Annotated in this window: 22 protein-coding genes and 1 tRNA gene; 3 read left to right on the top strand and 20 right to left on the bottom strand. The window is 32.9% G+C overall.

Features of this window, described 5'->3' with window-relative positions; translation table 11 throughout:
- Positions 1–31: 31 nt before the first annotated feature.
- The 4 genes from AXG55_RS11095 to AXG55_RS11085 form a co-directional block, all read right to left on the bottom strand.
- A complete protein-coding gene (locus tag AXG55_RS11095) occupies positions 32–1,858 on the bottom strand; it encodes a bifunctional 2',3'-cyclic-nucleotide 2'-phosphodiesterase/3'-nucleotidase (protein WP_148698188.1) in 1,827 nt (608 codons plus the stop codon).
- Positions 1,855–2,409: a translation initiation factor IF-3 gene (gene infC, locus AXG55_RS11090; RefSeq protein WP_233231167.1), complete on the bottom strand. Its 555-nt coding sequence runs from the start codon at positions 2,407–2,409 to the stop codon at positions 1,855–1,857. Before infC ends, AXG55_RS11095 begins: the two co-directional genes overlap by 4 nt.
- 199 nt (positions 2,410–2,608) lie before the next feature.
- A complete protein-coding gene (locus AXG55_RS14890) occupies positions 2,609–2,758 on the bottom strand; it encodes a hypothetical protein (RefSeq protein WP_233231166.1) in 150 nt (49 codons plus the stop codon).
- Positions 2,759–2,994: 236 nt separating this feature from the next.
- Positions 2,995–3,080: transfer RNA gene (locus AXG55_RS11085), tRNA-Leu, on the bottom strand.
- A gap of 172 nt (positions 3,081–3,252) precedes the next feature.
- Between AXG55_RS11085 and AXG55_RS11080 the strand changes: the two genes are divergently transcribed.
- Positions 3,253–3,720, top strand: coding sequence for a hypothetical protein (locus AXG55_RS11080; RefSeq protein ID WP_148698187.1), 468 nt, complete (start codon positions 3,253–3,255; stop codon positions 3,718–3,720).
- Between the two features lie 9 nt (positions 3,721–3,729).
- The gene (locus tag AXG55_RS11075) at positions 3,730–4,716 is read left to right on the top strand and encodes a sensor domain-containing diguanylate cyclase (RefSeq protein WP_148698186.1); all 987 of its coding nucleotides are present in this window, start codon (positions 3,730–3,732) and stop codon (positions 4,714–4,716) included.
- Between the two features lie 20 nt (positions 4,717–4,736).
- On the opposite strand, the gene AXG55_RS11070 is transcribed toward AXG55_RS11075, so the two are convergent.
- The 8 genes from AXG55_RS11070 to AXG55_RS11035 all read right to left on the bottom strand — a co-directional run bounded on the left by AXG55_RS11070 (position 4,737) and on the right by AXG55_RS11035 (position 11,970).
- Entirely contained in the window at positions 4,737–5,984 is a 1,248-nt protein-coding gene (locus AXG55_RS11070) for a response regulator (protein ID WP_148698185.1), read from the bottom strand.
- Between the two features lie 28 nt (positions 5,985–6,012).
- Positions 6,013–6,825 (bottom strand): hypothetical protein, encoded by an 813-nt coding sequence (locus AXG55_RS11065; RefSeq protein ID WP_148698184.1) that lies wholly within the window; start codon positions 6,823–6,825, stop codon positions 6,013–6,015.
- 140 nt (positions 6,826–6,965) lie between these two features.
- Positions 6,966–8,213: a tetratricopeptide repeat protein gene (locus AXG55_RS11060; protein WP_148698183.1), complete on the bottom strand. Its 1,248-nt coding sequence runs from the start codon at positions 8,211–8,213 to the stop codon at positions 6,966–6,968.
- A gap of 301 nt (positions 8,214–8,514) precedes the next feature.
- The gene (locus AXG55_RS11055) at positions 8,515–9,336 is read right to left on the bottom strand and encodes a hypothetical protein (RefSeq protein ID WP_148698182.1); all 822 of its coding nucleotides are present in this window, start codon (positions 9,334–9,336) and stop codon (positions 8,515–8,517) included.
- A gap of 65 nt (positions 9,337–9,401) precedes the next feature.
- Positions 9,402–10,064, bottom strand: a complete 663-nt coding sequence (locus AXG55_RS11050) for an RNA polymerase sigma factor (RefSeq protein WP_148698181.1) — start codon at positions 10,062–10,064, stop codon at positions 9,402–9,404.
- Positions 10,048–11,112: an AI-2E family transporter gene (locus AXG55_RS11045; RefSeq protein ID WP_148698180.1), complete on the bottom strand. Its 1,065-nt coding sequence runs from the start codon at positions 11,110–11,112 to the stop codon at positions 10,048–10,050. Before AXG55_RS11045 ends, AXG55_RS11050 begins: the two co-directional genes overlap by 17 nt.
- Before the next feature lie 2 nt (positions 11,113–11,114).
- Positions 11,115–11,426, bottom strand: a complete 312-nt coding sequence (locus AXG55_RS11040; protein ID WP_148698179.1) for a hypothetical protein — start codon at positions 11,424–11,426, stop codon at positions 11,115–11,117.
- A gap of 10 nt (positions 11,427–11,436) precedes the next feature.
- The gene (locus AXG55_RS11035; protein ID WP_148698178.1) at positions 11,437–11,970 is read right to left on the bottom strand and encodes a hypothetical protein; all 534 of its coding nucleotides are present in this window, start codon (positions 11,968–11,970) and stop codon (positions 11,437–11,439) included.
- A gap of 3 nt (positions 11,971–11,973) precedes the next feature.
- Between AXG55_RS11035 and AXG55_RS11030 the strand changes: the two genes are divergently transcribed.
- A complete protein-coding gene (locus AXG55_RS11030; protein WP_148698177.1) occupies positions 11,974–12,729 on the top strand; it encodes a hypothetical protein in 756 nt (251 codons plus the stop codon).
- On the opposite strand, the gene greA is transcribed toward AXG55_RS11030, so the two are convergent.
- The 8 genes from greA to trxA form a co-directional block, all read right to left on the bottom strand.
- The gene (greA, locus tag AXG55_RS11025; RefSeq protein ID WP_148698176.1) at positions 12,726–13,226 is read right to left on the bottom strand and encodes a transcription elongation factor GreA; all 501 of its coding nucleotides are present in this window, start codon (positions 13,224–13,226) and stop codon (positions 12,726–12,728) included. The two genes, AXG55_RS11030 and greA, sit on opposite strands and share 4 nt — an antisense overlap.
- Before the next feature lie 278 nt (positions 13,227–13,504).
- Complete coding sequence (locus AXG55_RS11020) at positions 13,505–13,753, bottom strand: DUF1844 domain-containing protein (RefSeq protein ID WP_233231165.1); 249 nt, start codon at positions 13,751–13,753, stop codon at positions 13,505–13,507.
- A 228-nt stretch (positions 13,754–13,981) separates the two neighbouring features.
- Entirely contained in the window at positions 13,982–14,233 is a 252-nt protein-coding gene (locus AXG55_RS11015; RefSeq protein ID WP_148698174.1) for a hypothetical protein, read from the bottom strand.
- Between the two features lie 53 nt (positions 14,234–14,286).
- Positions 14,287–15,162, bottom strand: a complete 876-nt coding sequence (locus AXG55_RS11010; protein WP_148698173.1) for an N-acetylmuramic acid 6-phosphate etherase — start codon at positions 15,160–15,162, stop codon at positions 14,287–14,289.
- Positions 15,163–15,167: 5 nt separating this feature from the next.
- Positions 15,168–15,647 (bottom strand): hypothetical protein, encoded by a 480-nt coding sequence (locus AXG55_RS11005; RefSeq protein ID WP_148698172.1) that lies wholly within the window; start codon positions 15,645–15,647, stop codon positions 15,168–15,170.
- Complete coding sequence (locus tag AXG55_RS11000) at positions 15,619–15,975, bottom strand: hypothetical protein (RefSeq protein ID WP_148698171.1); 357 nt, start codon at positions 15,973–15,975, stop codon at positions 15,619–15,621. The genes AXG55_RS11005 and AXG55_RS11000 overlap by 29 nt, the downstream gene beginning before the upstream one ends.
- A gap of 211 nt (positions 15,976–16,186) precedes the next feature.
- Positions 16,187–17,083, bottom strand: coding sequence for a ribonuclease HII (locus AXG55_RS10995; RefSeq protein WP_148698170.1), 897 nt, complete (start codon positions 17,081–17,083; stop codon positions 16,187–16,189).
- A 10-nt stretch (positions 17,084–17,093) separates the two neighbouring features.
- Entirely contained in the window at positions 17,094–17,420 is a 327-nt protein-coding gene (gene trxA, locus AXG55_RS10990; RefSeq protein WP_148698169.1) for a thioredoxin, read from the bottom strand.
- Positions 17,421–17,484 lie beyond the last annotated feature (64 nt).

Raw genomic sequence — 17,484 nt, 5'->3', positions numbered from 1 at the left:
AGGATATATTAATATTTAAGGTATGTTGGAATCAAAATTTTGTCATGTCAACAAGATATTTTGCTCTTTTTAAAAGGCCATCCTTTGAGAGAAGATTTAAAAAAGGGGGGTGATAAGGGATGGAATCCAGGGCGCTTTCAAAAATTATTTTTTGTTTTAATGAATTCTTTATGGGGCGAATTTTCCAATTTCTGTCTAAATTTACGTTGATTTCATTGCAGCTATTGACTTTTGCAACAACGATATCTCTATACAGCTCTGTAGAATTTAAAATGGATTTAAATTTATTTACGTTTGGAAAGTTTCCTCCACCAGAAGCTCTATAATTATTTGTTACGATAGCAAACTTTTTTCGCGGATTTATTGGGATGTTGTCATAGCATAAATTATAAATACGATTTCCTGGAGGTTGTGTTATGTCTATTTCATAAGTCACACCAAAAATACAGTCAAAATTAAATGATGGGAATAATGGATTTAAAATATTAATTTCATCTGTGGCATTTATATCTATTTGATTGAATGCTTTTGCTGAAAATTCAAGCCATTCTTTTAATTGATTTCCATTGGCAAGTATAATTTTAAACTCATTATCATAGGGATATAAATTTGATATATCCTTAATTGCTAAAGAACCTTTAGCAATATTAATATAAGGACTTCCGTGACTACCTGTATTTAAGGGAGCAAATGCGCATAAAAGCGGAGTTTTTTCCCATTGAGTTCCCTTTAAATTTTTTTGACCATATTCAATTCCAATTTTTTGAATAAATTGAGATGACAATGTTGTCATAATAGTTGAAAACCAAGAATGGAAATGAACATTACTTTGGCCCACGTAGGATCGAATGTGAGTGAGTACTTTTTTATTTTCCTCGTCTACTAATGATAAAACTTTAGAATCAGCCTCAAAATCTTTTACGCTATGGACTTCAGAAAATGACTGAAGAATTTTCCAGTTTTTATTCTTTTTTTCTAATATAAAGCGAATCAGCCCAAGATGACTGCCCAAAGCTCCGGGCATGACGACGGGTTTATTATTTATTTTTCCAATTTCGTTATCGACATGATATTTTTTTAAATTGTTAAATACTTTGCCACCTGGAAAAACGCTGTGTTGATGTCCAGAAAATACAGCATCAACATGTTTAATTTTAGTTAATTCAAATACCGCATTTTCAGTCTCTGGGACATATTTTAGAGGCAATATGCCACTGTGAGCTAAAACGATGACAAGATCAGCGCCCTCTTTTTTGAGTTGTGCTGCTAGTTTTTTAGTTGTTTCAACAATATCTAATGCGATGACTTTGTTTTCTAATATGTGTTTATCCCAAACAAGAATTTGGGGTGGGGCAACTCCAATAAATCCGATTTTAATCATCTCGTTTTGATCGAGTATTTTTTCAAGAATATAGGTTTCTGGATAAAGCGACTTCCCCTTATGATGCGGTGCCTTGGCTTCATATAAAAAAATATTGGAGCAAATATACGGAAATTCAGCATGTTTTACAATTTGCTTTAAAAAATCGATGCCATAATTAAAATCATGATTGCCTAAAGTCGCTATGTCGTACTTTAAATAATTCATAACTTTAAATATGGGATGGATTTGATCTGCAGGGAGGGGTTGATATCTGCTGACATAGTCAGCCAGAGCATTGCCTTGAATAAGATCCCCATTATCAACCAAAATGCTATTTTTATAAATTTTTTGAAATTTTTTTATAAGAGAGGCTGTTTTGGCAAGACCGGAGTGATCTGACTTTTTGTCATTGTAATAGTCGTAAGGAACGATATTACAGTGCAAGTCAGATGTTTCCAAAATAGCCAACTGATAAGTTGGGGATCTGGGTTTCATACCTTTTCGCTTTTAGGCAGTAAGGTCACCACAAGACGACGTCCTTCCATACGTGGCGTTGATTCTTGCACCACAATTTCTTCAAGGCCTGTCATGAGTTCTTGAAGAGCTTTGTAGCCTAAGTCAATATGCGACATTTCACGGCCGCGGAATTTGACTCCCACTCTTACCCGTGCTTTTTCGGCAATCCATCTTTTAATATGATTTTGTTTAGTTTCAATGTCATGTTTATCTGTATTTGGGGTCAGATTGATTTCTTTTACTTCAATAACAACTTGTTTTTTCTTAGCTTCTTGAGCTTTTTTGCTTTGTTGGTATTTAAACTTACCGTAATCGATAAGACGACACACAGGCGGTTTAGCGTCAGGTGAAACTTCAACTAAGTCGAGCCCTAATTCTTCCGCTCTCATGAGAGCTTCACGGATGGGTAATACTCCTACTTGTTCGCCCGTGTCTGATATGAGACGAACCTCAGTTGCTTTGATGCGATCATTAATTCTTGGACCATCTTGTGCGGGGTTACGAGTTTGTTGGTTTCCCATTGGACGCATATTGTGTGAAATCTCCTTTAAAAAAGTTGAAATTATCGAAGAATAGTGCTCTTTTGAATAACATCAAGAATTTACCATGTCTTCTAGAAAAAATAAAAAAAGAGAAGAAAATTCTCAACTTAAGCGTGCAAAATAGGAAATCGTTCGCACGTTTGGGTATTGATTTTCTTCTCTGTAATAGCAAAATTTAATTAAAAAATTAATTTTTAAGCTCATTTGGAGTTGGCTTGTTAAGAGCGAACAATTTTGGCGTTGTTCCTGTCTTACGAAGCTTGTTTTTAGCCTTTTTACCCATTTTCACTTTTTTTGCATCGCGGCAGCGATTGGTCTTATCCGTAGGTGAAGTCATTTTTAACCTCTTGATAGTATTGATTAAAATAAAGTTGGATGATATCAAATCGAAGATCATCCATAGAAATTGCAACCATGCCTCATTTTTTTCCGTTTGACAAGAATTTTTAAACAACTTGCGCTGTGATTGTGGATTTAGATTGCAAAAAACGTAAGATAAAAGATAGGTGTCAAAATACGAGCTATTTTTTTGTAAGACACTGATTTTGTTGGGTATTTAAAAGATACAAAGAATGGTGCTCCCGGGGAGAATCGAACTCCCACTTCCGATGGAAACGCGATTTTGAGTCGCGCGCGTCTACCAGTTCCGCCACAAGAGCAAAGAAAAAAGATGTAGATTCTACTTAAAAAGAACCAGAGTCATACATCACTGTATCTCATTAGTAATCGTTGCCCACAATGTCAAGAATCTCTCTTAAAAATCTTATCGGATTAAAATCTTGCTAAAATCAAACGAGAACTTATACGCAGATTTTTAACGGAGGATGAACTGTGGAATACTCCATCGCAGCGCAAGATGATGGAAAAATCGTGAGCCTTGTAGGGGTTATAAATGAAGACTCAGAACTCTCTTTTAAAAATCTTTATTCTGAATTGAAAGAGAGTAAGAAACTAACATTTAACTTTGCTCAAGTAAAAAGTATTAATTCTCTAGGTGTACGTGCTTGGGTGAGCTTTTTGCGCTCTTTAGAAGAGGGCAGAAAAATATTTTTTACAGAGTGTACAACAGATATTATAATGCAAATCAATATGATTCCTAGTTTTTTAGGAAAAGCCACTGTGGCCAGTTTTTATGTCAATTATGTCTGTGAAACCTGTAATAAAGAAGAAAAAAAGTTGTTTGAAACCGCGAGTTTGTCTCCAAAAACCATTCCTCCCGCTCCTAAATGCGAATTGGATGATTGTGGTATGCAGACAGAAGAGCTTGAAGACGAATATTTTGTATTTTTATTGCGCTGAGGTGTGAGTTTGGAAAATCAAGATGTGCTCGACTCAAGATTGATAGAAAAGTTTGAAGCCCACAGGGATTTTACTCGGGTGTTTCTTGATGCCTTTGTATTGATAAATGTTGAACAAAAAGTCTTAAAATTCAATTCGGCGTTTTGTCAAATTATAGAACTTAGATCCATAGATGTGCGCCGTATCAATTTTTTAAAAGAAATGTTGACGACTAAGGTACCAGGTAGTGAAAAAAGTGCATTTGATCAAATTTTAGAATCTTCGGTGCCCACAAGAATTGATGAAGTTCCTGCGGTTAATGTGACAAAAAATAAAGAGCTCACACTGATTATAAGTAGTTATCCTTATTGCGAGCAGGATGGAAAAATGCTCGGAGCGTGTCTTCTCATGCGCGATGTTACTGCTGAAACGAATTTGCAATCGAAATATAAAGACAAATCTATTCAATCGATCACCGATCCTTTAACAGGACTTTATACCCGGCGTTACTTTGAAGAACAAATTGATAAAGAATTTGAACGTTGCAAAACTAACAACACGCTACCTAAATTAGCAGTAATTATGTTTGATTTGGATAAATTTAAAACCGTAAATGACACTTATGGGCACCAAGCAGGAGATTTTGTTTTAGCAGAAACAGCACGGATTTTAAAAACACAAAGCCGCCGCTCCGATGTTTTAGGTCGTTATGGAGGAGAAGAATTATTGGTTTTAATTTTCGAAACTACGGAAAAAGGCGCTGCTATTGCGGCAGAAAAATTTAGACAAGCCATTCAAACCAATGAATATGTTTTTAACGGAACAAGAATTCCTGTGACAACAAGTGTGGGCGTTACTCTCATTAGAACATTAGAAGATAGTAAAGAAGGCGCTGTGAAAAGAGCCGATGAATGTTTATACCATGCAAAAGAAAATGGCAGAAATATTGTCTTTGTTGACTTTGGTACTGGTCAAATGACTGCGCAAAACTATTTGGCAAGCATTCCTGAAAGTTAAATAAACTAATTTATTTATGATTATTTTTTATGACTTTTCTTAAATTTTTTTACGAAATTATCAACTCCATTTTCTTGAAATTCTTTAATGAGTGTTTTTTCAGTGAGGGAATCAAAGTTTTTAGATGCGAGAGCATGATGAAAACTATCGGCGGCATTTTCAATGTCGTTTACTCTAAAGTAAGCCATGCCAAGATTAAAATAAATTTGTCCTTTAAAGTTATCAAAAAAATGGAGCGCAATTTTATAAAACTCAATGGCCTCTTTTACTTTTCCATGTCTAACTAAAGAAACACCTTTATTATTATAATAACTAATAATTGCTTTGGTTTCAAATTTTCCATTTAACTTGTTATAATATGCTGTTGCTTCTTTAAGATTTCCTAAAATAGAATTTGCTTTTACCATGCCAATAATAGAATCTTTATCATTTTCATTGTCTTTAAGAACAGAAGTGAATTTTTTTTCTGCCGCATGTATTTTATCTAGGCCAAGTAATGCATCTCCGGAATTCACTTTATGCCTTAAATTTCTTGGACTTTTTTCTTCTAGTCTTTTAAAAATTAAGAGTGATTCTTCAAATCTACCTGCATGGCAATAGGCTTTGCCCATGGTACTCATGTTTCGTAAAATTTCTATTTCTTTTTCTTTTGAATCCTTTTTTAATTTTTTTTGAAAAAAATCAATTGTTTCATTATATTTTTTCTTTAATATGAGAACTTCTCCTTTTAAATATAGGTATTTATGAACACTTGTTATCTTATGCTTTATTTTTTCATCTTTTAATATTTCTTCACATTTTTCAAGATTTTCTTCGTGAATAAAATGTTTTAATTCTTTTATTTTTCTTTCTGTCGGATTTGTTAAAAGATAGTCTTTTTGAATTTCATTCATTTTTTCAATTATTTTATCACTTATTGTTTCTTTTATAATATAGTCAATTTCTATTTCTGATATTAAAAAAAGATCGTCTTCTGTAAAGTTTTGAGAATAAGGAATGATTTTTATATGATCATATTTAGGCTCATTTTTAATTTGTTGAGAAAAAATATATCCAGGTATGTTTGGTAAAATCCAATTAAATAATATTAAATTGATTTTTTCATAATCTTTGGAAATAATTTCATAGGCTTCATTAACGGAAGAGGTATTTGTCAAAACATATTCTTTAGTGGATTTTAATGTTTCTGAAAAATAAGTTCTTAATTGAATGGAGGGTTCTACAAGTAAAATATTTAATATATTTTCTTTAACATCTTTTTGGTTCAACTTTTTAAACCTTTGTATGATCTACTTGTTAATTAGAATTTATATTTAATTGCTCTTCATTTGTTAAAACACTTTCGACAAAAGAACTAGAACCCGTATTTTCAGACATTCCTTGCTGAGGCACCATAGCATATCCATATGCGCCATCACGCCATGCATAGACGCGTTTTACTTTACTAGAAGAGGATAAAATGCGTTTAAGAACTTTTTGCTTAGGAAAAGAATTTTCGTTTTTTTGCGAGAGCTTGACAATGTAAAGCACGGCGGGACGCGATTGTTGCGCTTTATTTTGTGACTTTATCATAGATGTATTGGGCTCCATGCTAATACTGACACCTTGCTGTCCTTTAAAAATAAAGAAGCGTCCTTCATAGGCATTGTAATTTTGCGCGACCTGTTTTGGAATTACAGGTTCAAAATATTGATTGGGCAGAGAGTCCATAGAAAGTTGAGTGAGAGCATTGGAATCTCCTACGAGGTCAAAATCTGGTGGCATAGCAGCAGTATTTTGCATTGAGGATACCATTTCAGCAATAAAATCGTGGTTATTTGATTCTAGTAAGTTAATACAAACAAGAGTAGTGACAGCGGCTAATGCGGCAGTACAAACATGGGTATAAAGAGCCTTTTGATGCTTAAGAAACAGCTCTTTTAATTTTTTCAAAAAATTTTGTTTTATATTTTTTATGTATTCGTTTTCTTTATGATATGATGCATTTAAAAGCATTTGCTCAAGGCTTCGTTTTTTATCTGCATCTAATGATATCTTATTGAAGTGAGTTTTTACCTGTGCTTTCCAACAATGCTTAGAATCTTCATTATTTTGATGAGTTGGGGACATTTTAAAAATACCTCAATGTATTAGATTCTGCTCTCATTATTATATACTTTTTAATATGTCGTTTTATTCCCATTCTAGGGAGTTTGACTCAGTTTAGGTAGCTGAGTTGGTGTGCTCAAATAACAAGCTTAAATTAGGATTCAAGAAGCATCTCTAAATTTCTTTATAAAATTTTCTATCCCTTCTGCTTCAAATGCTTTTATGAGCGTTTTTTGGGTAAGTGCATCAAAATTTTCAGAAGCTAAGGCGTGTTTAAAACAATCTGCGGCATTTTCAATGTCTTTTCCTCTAAAGTAAGCCATACCAAGATTGAAATAAATTTCTCCTTTAAAGGCTTCGAAAAAATTTAAAGCAATTTTATAAAATTTAATCGCTTCATCTAGTTTTCCATTTCTAACTAAAGAAACGCCTTTGTTATTATAATAACTTATGATTGATCTTGATTCAAATGAACCATCTAATTTCTTATAATAATCCATAGCTTCATTTTCATGACCTAAAATTGACTTTGCTTTTACCATGCCGTGTATGGCATTTTGATTTGTATCATTTTTTTCAAGTACCGAATTAAATTTTTTTTCAGCAGCATTTATTTTGTCTAGTCCGAGTAATGCTTCACCAGTATTTACTTTATGTTTTAAATTTCTAGGACTTTTTTGCTCTAATTTTTTAAATATTAAAAGTGATTCTTTAAATCTTCCAGCAAGACAATAGGCTTTTCCCATGGTACTCATGTTTCTGAGAACTTCTATTTCTTTTTCCTTTGAGTTTTTTCTTAGTCTTCTTTGAAAAAAATCTATGGCCTCGTTATACCTTTTTTGCAAAATCATAACCTCTCCTTTTAAATAAAAGAATTTATGATTATTTGCTATTTTTTGTTTTATTTTTTCATCATGTAAAATTTCTTCACACATTTTAAGATTTTCTTCAAGTATGCAATGCTTTAATCGCTGTATTTTCCTTAAGATAGGGGATGTTATATTATAGTCATTTCGAATTTCTTCCATCTTTTTTGTTATTTTTCCAGTTATAATTTCACTTATTGTATAATTAATTTCTATTTCGGAGATTAAAAAAAGATCCTCATTTGTAAATTCTCTAGAATAAGCTACGAGTTCAATATGATCATATTCTGACTGATTTTTAATTTGTTGAGAAAAAATATATCCTGGAATTATGGGTAAAGTCCAATTAAATAATATAAAATGAATTGTTTTATGAACTTTAGAAAGGACTTCATATGCATCTTCAGCACTTGTTGCAACGATAATAGTGTATTCATTTATAGATTTTATTGCATTTGAAAAATAAGTTCTTAATTCCTGTGATGGCTCAACAAGTAAAATACAGAGAGTATCATCATATTTTTTAATTCTTTTATTTTTCAAAATTTGTTTGCCTTTATATGAATAATTAATATTATAATAATTTATTATACAATATTTCTCATTACATTAGCGTTAATTTAAGATTAAATATTAGATATATTTTGTAATATTTTTATTTTTATTTTATTATTTTCTTGTTTTATTTGGGTTCAAAATCTTGCTTTTTGATCTTCGAAAAAGAGTTTTTTTAGACAAAGTATAAAAAGATTGAATGAATAAAAACTCGTGGATTTTGTGGAAGAATAAATTGCTTGTTAAAAAAATGTGATAGAAAAGTATTTTTTGTTTACTTAGATTGATTTTAATTTCTGGAAACGGGGGTCAATTGCTCCTCATTTGAAAACACATTATCTACAAAGGAAGTGGATACTGTATTTTCAGTCATTCCTTGCTGAGGAACCATAGCATAACCATAGGCACCTTCACGCCAAGCATAGATACGTTTAACCTTACTAGAAGAAGATAAAATACGTTTGAGAACTTTTTGCTTAGGAAAAGAATTTTCATTTTTTTGAGAGAGCTTCACAATGTAAAGAACGGAACGACGTGATTGTTGCTGTGCTGTACTTTGTGACTTTACAACAGAGGTGGGGTTTGGCTCCATGCTGATACTAACGCCTTGCTGACCTTTAAAAAGAAAAAAACGTCCTTCATAGGCATCGTAATTTTGCGCTACTTGTTTTGGTATAGCAGGTGCAAAAGATTGATTTGGGAGAGATTCTGTTGAGAGTTCGGTGAGAGCGTTGGCGTCACCTACAAGATCAAAATCAGGCGGCATAGCTGCTGTATTTTGCATTGAAGACACCATTTCAGCTATAAAATCGTGGTTATTTGATTCCAGTAAATTAATACAAACAAGAGTTGTGACGACTGTTAATGCGGCAGTACAAACATGGGTGTAAAGAGTCTTCTGATTTTTAATATACAGCCCTTTTGATTTTTGTAGAAAATTTTGTTTGATATTTTTTATATATTTGTTTTCATTGTGATATAATGTGCTTAAAAGCATTTGCTCAAGGTTTCGTTCTTTATCTGCAGTTAGATTCATTTGATTGAAGTGGGTTTTTACTTGTTCTTTCCAATAATCCTTAGAATTCTCATTATTTTGATGAGTTGGTGACATTTTTAAAAATACCTCAATGCATTAGATCACATTCTCTTTATTTATATACTATTTAATATGTTTTTTTATTCCAAATCTGGAGAGTGTGCCTTCAGTTTTTGGAGAGTACGGGATAGGGTACTCATGACAGTACCCATGGGAATCCCTAAAATAGCAGAAATATCTTTGTATGAGTAATCTTCCGCGGCAAGAAAAACAATACTTCTTTGTCGATCATTTAAAAGGTTAAAGCGGTTTTTCCAATTGTCATCAAGGGCAAATTTATAAAATTCCTTTTCTTCTTTTTTAAGATCGAATGTATTTTGAATGGAATTTGATTCTCTATTTTGGGAAGAATCTGTGGCAATTAGTTCAAAAGCATCTTCAGTGTAGTCCATTTTCCATTTTTTTTGAATTTCACGATCATCAATATATGTGTTTTTAACAATTTTATAGAGCCAATTTTTGAAATGATATTGAATTTCTGTGCCTAGAAAAAGGGCATCAATGTCCTCGTTGCAGACAATTTGTCCATTGTAATTTAATACAAATTTTTTAAATGACTTCAATGATTTTAAAAGTGAAGTTTGGTGAATATCTTCAGCTTGAACTTTATCATTGCATAAGCTGTAGCAAAATCGTAGCATAGCTTCCCAATGTTTTTTAGAATGGGAAACAAAATGTGTGTTCCAATTTATTTCTTCAGTTGATACGGATGAAACGTATTTCGTATTATCCAGTGTTGTCATTTTTATAAAAAGTTGACTCCTTGTATGATTTAATAAGCATATTAAATGATACTTTTCCAACTGCTGCTATGGGTATTGCTAATAATACTCCAAAAAAACCAAACCAGTCGCCAAAGCAAAGTACAGAAAGTATAACCAAAGACGGATGTATACCTGAGAACCTTCCCATGATTCTTGGAGTGATGAATAATCCATCTAAACATTGAACTGCTAAAAAAGCTAGGGATACAGACAAAATTAGATGTCCGCTTGCTGAGTTTGAAACTAAAACAAAAAAGCATAAAAAACTCCCCACAAGTATGTCCATATAGGGTACAAAGCGTGCTAGTCCCGTTAATACGCCGACGGCAATAGCTGTGGGTAATCCCGCAATTAATAATGCAGTAGGATATAAAAAACATAATGTAAGTATGACAAGAGATTGTCCTCTTAAAACAGCACGAAGTTTTTTATTTACTTCGTCAACAAATTCAGTAAAAATAGGCTTGATATCTTGAGGAACTAAATCAAATATTTTATTATGAACTTTATTAAAATCTCTCATTAAAAAATAGGAGAAAAATGGAGTAAATAGAATCATTATTAAAATTGATGCTATAAAATGTGTGCTTGCGCTCAGTTTTGATAAAATGGCATCGCTGAATTTTTCTAAATTAATAGGAAGAATGTCATAAAGATGGATAACAGTATAAGTGTTTTGACCTGTAAATTCCGCTATAAAATCTTGAATTTTAGGAAATAAATTTTCTTCTAAATAAATTTTAAACTCTGGAAGAAGTTTTGATAAACCTTGGAATTGTTCAAATAAAATTGGAAATAATATCCAAATTGAAATAAATGAAATAATAGCCATTAAAAATAGTGTTGCTAAGGCAATCAAAGAACGTTGAATGCCTTTTTTTTCTAAGAACTCAAATACGGGATTTAATAAGTAAGAAGCAATAAAAGCTAATATTAAAGGGCCTATAACAATGTTTAAAAATAAAAACAAAAATAAGGCAATTAAAAAGAAACATAAAAAAAATATTTTTCCTCTATGTTTTTTCATTTTTAGCTATGATCAACCCCTCTTAATTTTATGAGTTCTTTATCGGTATTTTCAATGTCTTGAATTATTTCTTGCAATTCGGTCTCTTTTAAAAATTTTTCTATTTCTTCTGGTAATCCGTCCTGATAAGCATCATATAAATTACGACCTAATTCTGCAAAGAGTTCTTTTCTTTTTTGTAGGAGTTGCATTTTTCCAATTTGCTTTTTGGCTTCGTCGACTCCCCTTTTAATTTCTCGCGAACCTATTTTTGTTGCATCAGAAATCGTTTCTTGTATTTTTTTCCAGTCAAAAGAAAAATTTATATTACTCATAGTATTACTCCTACTCTGTTGCAACAAATGAAAGCTCTTCGACAATAAGGCTTCCAAAACCTATAGAAAATAGGAAAATAGGAAAGTAAGCAAGAGCAATTGTTGGGATTGAAAAGAAATTATTGAGCAAGGAGCAGACAAATGAAGCTATAATAAAAGGCAGTGACTGATTGTATGCTGAAGAAATTTGTCTTTTTGGCTTTATCGCGCCAAGATCCCATAATAAACTTTTGCGAGAGCCCTTTTCTGCTTGCTCTTTTGTCAACAAAATGGTTTCCCTGAGCAGAAAACTTAAAAAAGCAATGACTGCGATTTCAGGAGTTTGAAAAATAAACAAAAGACAGATTGAAATGAAATGATATGAAAGAAAAGTTATTTTTGTAATATTTAATTTAATTGTAGTGTAAATAAATAAAGCAAGAAATAAGGAAACGAAGCTACCTATTAAGGAAACAGAAAGCTGATGTGTCGAAGAAATCGTGATCAATCCTATAAAAATAAAAATGATAATTATAAAAATATTTTTTTGAATACGAAGAGACATTTTTTGAAGTCTCCTTTTTATAGAATGTTCCTCAATGTCTACATGTTAGCATACCTTCTGAAATTTACGAGTACAGTTTTTGCTCAAGAAGATGTCATTAATGAACAAACATATATTCCTATTTTTCGCTCTGGGCATAATTTAAGCATTTTATATTCATTTGAATATTCTACGTGGTCGCTGAATCAAACCTCTTCAGCGAGTAGTCAAGATACGATATCACCTTTAGTTAATTCAGGGATCAATTCCTTATTTCTATTGAGATATGCTTATCATATAAATATTGTTTCAAATTTTGGATTTTTTGTAGGAACAACCGCAGGCTTTATAATTGACATGGGAAATTATGGAAATTTAAGGCAGGGGTATGGTTTTTCTTTTCCCACCATGTTGGGAGGGCTTTCTCTTAATTTAGGACAAAATTTTAGATTATTAAGTGGTGCTGAATATGGAGCAAATTGGTATCCCGCGATGTCTATTACGACGGATGCAAGAGTCCCAAACACCATAGCCCCCGTCCCAGATATGTTTGCCGTTTTTGGAGGCATGGATTATTTTTTTCAAAAGGATAAAGCTTTTTCTTTTCAGTTAGGGTGGCGTCATCAAAATATCACCCCACTCAACAACAACGCCAGTGGGACGTACTTAAATACTTTAAAAATTTATAGCGATAGCTATTTTGCTCAATTGGGTTTGACACTACAAATAGGGGATATCAATCAAGCTATTACATCCGTGCTTCCCGTTCAAAATTATTAGTCTAAAAACTGAATATCTTTTACTTCGTAATATTTTTCGCCACGAGGCAGGTTTACAGTTACAATATCTCCTACTGTTTTGTTAATAAGAGATTTTGCCAAAGGGCTTGAAATAGAAATAGCATTATTTTTAATATCAGCTTCGAGATCACCAACAATGCGGTAGGTTTTTTCTTCGCCTCTGCTATCATCGCTCACGTCGATGAGGGAAACCATGGCGCCGAAAACCACACGATCGGTTCTTCCTTTGCCTACGTTAATAATCTGGACACGTCCCAGCTTGTCTTCAAGCTCCATGATGCGTCCTTCAATAAAGCCTTGTTTTTCACGAGCGGCATGGTACTCCGCGTTTTCAGAGAGGTCGCCCAAGGCGCGCGCTTCTGCAATTTCTGAAATGACCTTGGGTCTGTCAACCGTTTTGAGTCTCTTAAGCTCTTCCTTAAGTCTTTCATGTCCAACAGATGTAATGGGAATGGGTCCATTCGATTCAACTGCCATAATCAATACCTTTTAAAATTTGTATAAAAAAAGAAACAAACCGAACTTTTAACCAATGGGATTGATATTAAAGATCGATTCGCCAAAATTTACTTGAGCAAAATGCTCACGAACTAGTTTTCGTTCACGGCCTAGTGAACTCCTCGTTTTCGTTTGAAGGAAAACCATGCAATAAATTAGCCAGCGGGCTGAAAGAATTTCTTTCAGCCCGCAAACGCAAAAACGAAATGCCAGGTATCATTAGATGAGCTCAATGACACAACATTAGGATAGCACGCTTACTTCCGTGCTTCAAGAAACTTCAAACGAAGGTCGTAAAGTAAACTTGTGAGCATTTCGTCCTCTGCGGAAGTCAGATTTCCCTTGGTTTTTTTCTGAAGGGTTTCGAGAAGATCAATATTATATTTCGCGGCTTCTATGTCTTTGCTTTTTGTCTGACTTCCTGGTTCGGGCACGATACCAAGTCCAATCAAAGCAGCATTGCCCAAAGATAGTACCAAAAGATCGAATAGGGAATGTTCCTTCATAGCGAGTATCTCCGAAAATAGCATTCAAAAGATGTTTATCACATTTGGGGATCGTTTGGATACACGGAAATTAAATGATTTTTTAAGAATGCTATGCGGGCAGGAATTTTAGAAAATGGCAAATATAAAAAATTCATTTATTTTGCAAAAGTACTCATGTATTCATATTTTTTCATTTGATTATTGTTGCTTGAGCATGTTGTCGAGAGCTGTGAATCAGAACACGGATTATCTCGTGCTACGGACCACATATATGGATTGAATAAATGCCATCACAAATTCTTTTGTGCCTGTTTGTTCTGCAATGGGAATGACGTCTGCTGGTCTGCCATCGGGATAGTTTTGCCAATCTGTCCATACAGCTCCTACAGTAATGTCATCATAAGGAGAAAAAATAGTGGAAGAATTATTTTCAATTAAACTTTCAGCAGCAGAGGATTTTAATGAAATAAAAGCGCTAAAAAAAATAAGGGGTATCATTTTATATCATTTTTTGAAATAGACAGGCGTCATTTTTTTAACTAATGATATTTTTAATTATCAAGGCACTTTCTTAAATTTCCAGAAAATTCTTTTAATATATTTTCTGCTTTTTTTAGATCTTGGTATTTTAAAAATACACATGCTAACTTTACATTTCCATGACATTTTTTTAAAGCATCTTTTGCTGATTCTAAATTGACTTTACTAATTTCAGAAACAATAAATGCAGCACGTTTTATTAATTTATCGTTTGTTGCAACCAAATCAATCATAAAAGAATCGTAAGTTCTATTTAAACGAATCATAATTGATGTTGTAAGCATATTTAATATGATTTTTTGTGTTGTACCCGCTTTCATGCGCGTAGAACCCGCAATCACTTCCGAACCCGTATTAGGAAATAATTTAATATGTGCTTCGTTTAGCAAAGGGGAATTTGCTGAAGAAGAAATACCAATTGTGAGTGCTCCTGATAAATTGGCTTCTCTTAATACTCCTAAGGTATAAGGAGTTCTGCCACTGGCAGCAAGGCAAATTACTACATCTTTCGATGTTAATTTTATTTTTTTTGCTTCAAGTTCTCCTTGGGCAAGAACATCTTCAGCATGCTCAATAGCTTCGGTTAATGATTTCTGTCCTCCCGCTATTAAAAAAATGGATTTATTTTTAGGCCATGAAAATGTCGGATAAAGTTCAGCACATTCTTGAGCTGCTATTCTTCCTGAGGTACCCGCACCTGCAAATATAAGGCGCCCTCCATTTTCTAATAAAGGAACAGATTTTGTAACGGCAACTTCAATATCGGGTATGATTTTTTTTATAGATGAAACAGCGCTAAGCTGAGATTCTAAAATGGCATCTAGAATTTCTTTTGTTTCCCATAAATCTAATTTATTATATCTGTCAGATTTTTTTTCTGTATCCATAATTTTTACTTTATAATTTTTAACTTGTTTTTAATTCTTATTTTTTCTTTACCTAATTTTACTTTATCTTGCGAAATTTCTCCATTGCAAATATTTTTAATTTTGGCAGTCAGTTCATCCATGAAGTTTTGTGTGTACAAAATTGATTTTTGCACTGCTTCTTTTCCTAAAATTTCAGAAACTTGCCTAATAAATTCATCGGCAAATGCAGCTTGTAATAATAAAACATCGGCCACTTCTTTCATAAAGACTTTTTCATTAATTTTAAATGCTTTTAATGTTTCTCTCAAATAGCCCATAGTGATGGTCTGTTTCGATGCCTGTTCATTTAAAGCAAGCCAAATGCTCCAATTTCTTTTATCTGTTTTTTTGTTAAATAAAATGCAGACTTGGATGTCTTCTTCATTGGGAAATGTGAAGTAGACCTTATCATCTAGTGTCATACGCTCAAAGACTTCAAGGATGGGGTTGATTTCGGGAAGCATCTTGAGCCTTCTTTTCTGCTATATTTAAGCTATTTATAAGGGCTTCACGAATTGTTTGTCGAATAAATTCAGTTGTAATTTCAATGGCATCTTGAATTAATAAGAAATCCTCTTTTGTGTAAGTATCAAGATTATGGCCTGTATTGATACAACGGAAGCATTGCTCTTGGATGTTAAAAAGGTATGTGAGCTTACTGGTATAAAGCTCAAAGCGCAGATCATACGTCATTTCGGCGTCATCAATCGGTGAGCATATTTCTCCTGCAAGCTCACGATAGAGCTCATAAGAGACATCAACCTTCGATGGATGGGCATGCTGCTGTTTCATTAACCTGAAACCCCTAATTTAATCAATGCTTTACAAAGTGATCTTGTCAGATCCTAGTTTATAAAACCAGCCTTCAAGACATGGCATCGGATGAAATGGGGAAATCTTTAGCTTATTTGGGGTATGATATACTTACCAATTTTTTCTAAATATCGTTTTTTTATTCTCATAAATATTGATATGGAAGTGAGCTTCAATAATTTATTAAATTTCAAAATAAAGTCTCAGGACAATAATTTGTTAAAAAACTTTTCCGATGGAGAGGGCTTATACCTATTTTTTGGATTATGGAGAGATGTTTAGGGGTTCCATATCCTTTGTGTCCTGAAAAGCCGAATTCGGGGAATAGGGGATCTTGTTCAATCATGAGGGTATCGCGGTAAACTTTGGCGAGAATACTAGAAAAGCCCACGCTGACAAAAATGCCATCCGCTTGTGTCACAGTGATTTGAATATTCTTTTTAAATTCATTTGGTACTTTAAGAAAATGTTTTCCATCCATTAATAAAATAGAACTTTGCCATTGTTTCTTTAAAAAAGAAAATTCTGTTTCGATCATTTTATTTAAATTTAGGAGTGCTCTTCCTGCGGCCATTTGCACGGCATTCCAAATATTATATTTGTCCACTTCGTTAGCAGAGGCCTCACCAAGAGAAAATGCAATGCATTCATATTCATTTGTATTAATTCCATGATTTTCCTTTTTAAAATTAATAAAATCTTTCGAATTTAAATGTAAAGTTTTTTCGGAGGGAAATAAGCTTGTTGGTGTTAAGGCATTGCTTTTTAAAATGGGCACTGTTGAAAATTTTAGATCGTATTCTTTTAAAATAAGTTCAAAACAAGAAGATCGTTTTTTTTCAGTGAGTTTTTTACTATCATCAATGAAAGGTAACCATGTTTTTGTTTTTTCAGTGAATTTGAATTCTAAAATAAGTTGTTTAGGCATCCAAAAACTGACACAACTCAGAACAGGGCCTGCCACACAACCTCTACCAACTTCATCGATAGCAATAATAAAGGGAGCTATATCTTTAGAAGCAAGTTCTTTTGATATAGCTTGAATAAGTAATGACTCATTCTCAAAAAATGATTGTAAATGACGCATGATTTAGTGCTTAAACATGCGCATTGATTTGACTGATAATCGCTTGTTTGGGTTGGTTGCCAACAAGTTCCGCTACTTTTTGTCCATCTTTTATAAAAAGAATAAAAGGAATATTGCGTACATTAAATTTAGCAGCCAATTCTGGATTGTCTTCCACATTGACTTTGCATACTTTAACCTTTTCATTGAATTCAGTTGCAATTTGCTCAAGAACGGGCTCTAAAGCTTTGCAAGGTCCACACCAGTCAGCCCAGAAGTCAACAATGGCAAGTGTTTTATTTTCAAGAACTTCGGTCTGGAAATTACCTTCTGTAATTTTAAAAATATTATCTGACATAAAGAGTCCCTTTCATAATTGATAAATTGAGTTCTTTTATTAAATAGAACCCATAGGAATCTAG

This window comes from Silvanigrella aquatica (genome assembly GCF_001907975.1).
In the GTDB taxonomy this organism is placed as follows: Bacteria; Bdellovibrionota_B; Oligoflexia; order Silvanigrellales; family Silvanigrellaceae; genus Silvanigrella; species Silvanigrella aquatica.
This window is presented reverse-complemented; position numbering and strand designations above follow the sequence as displayed.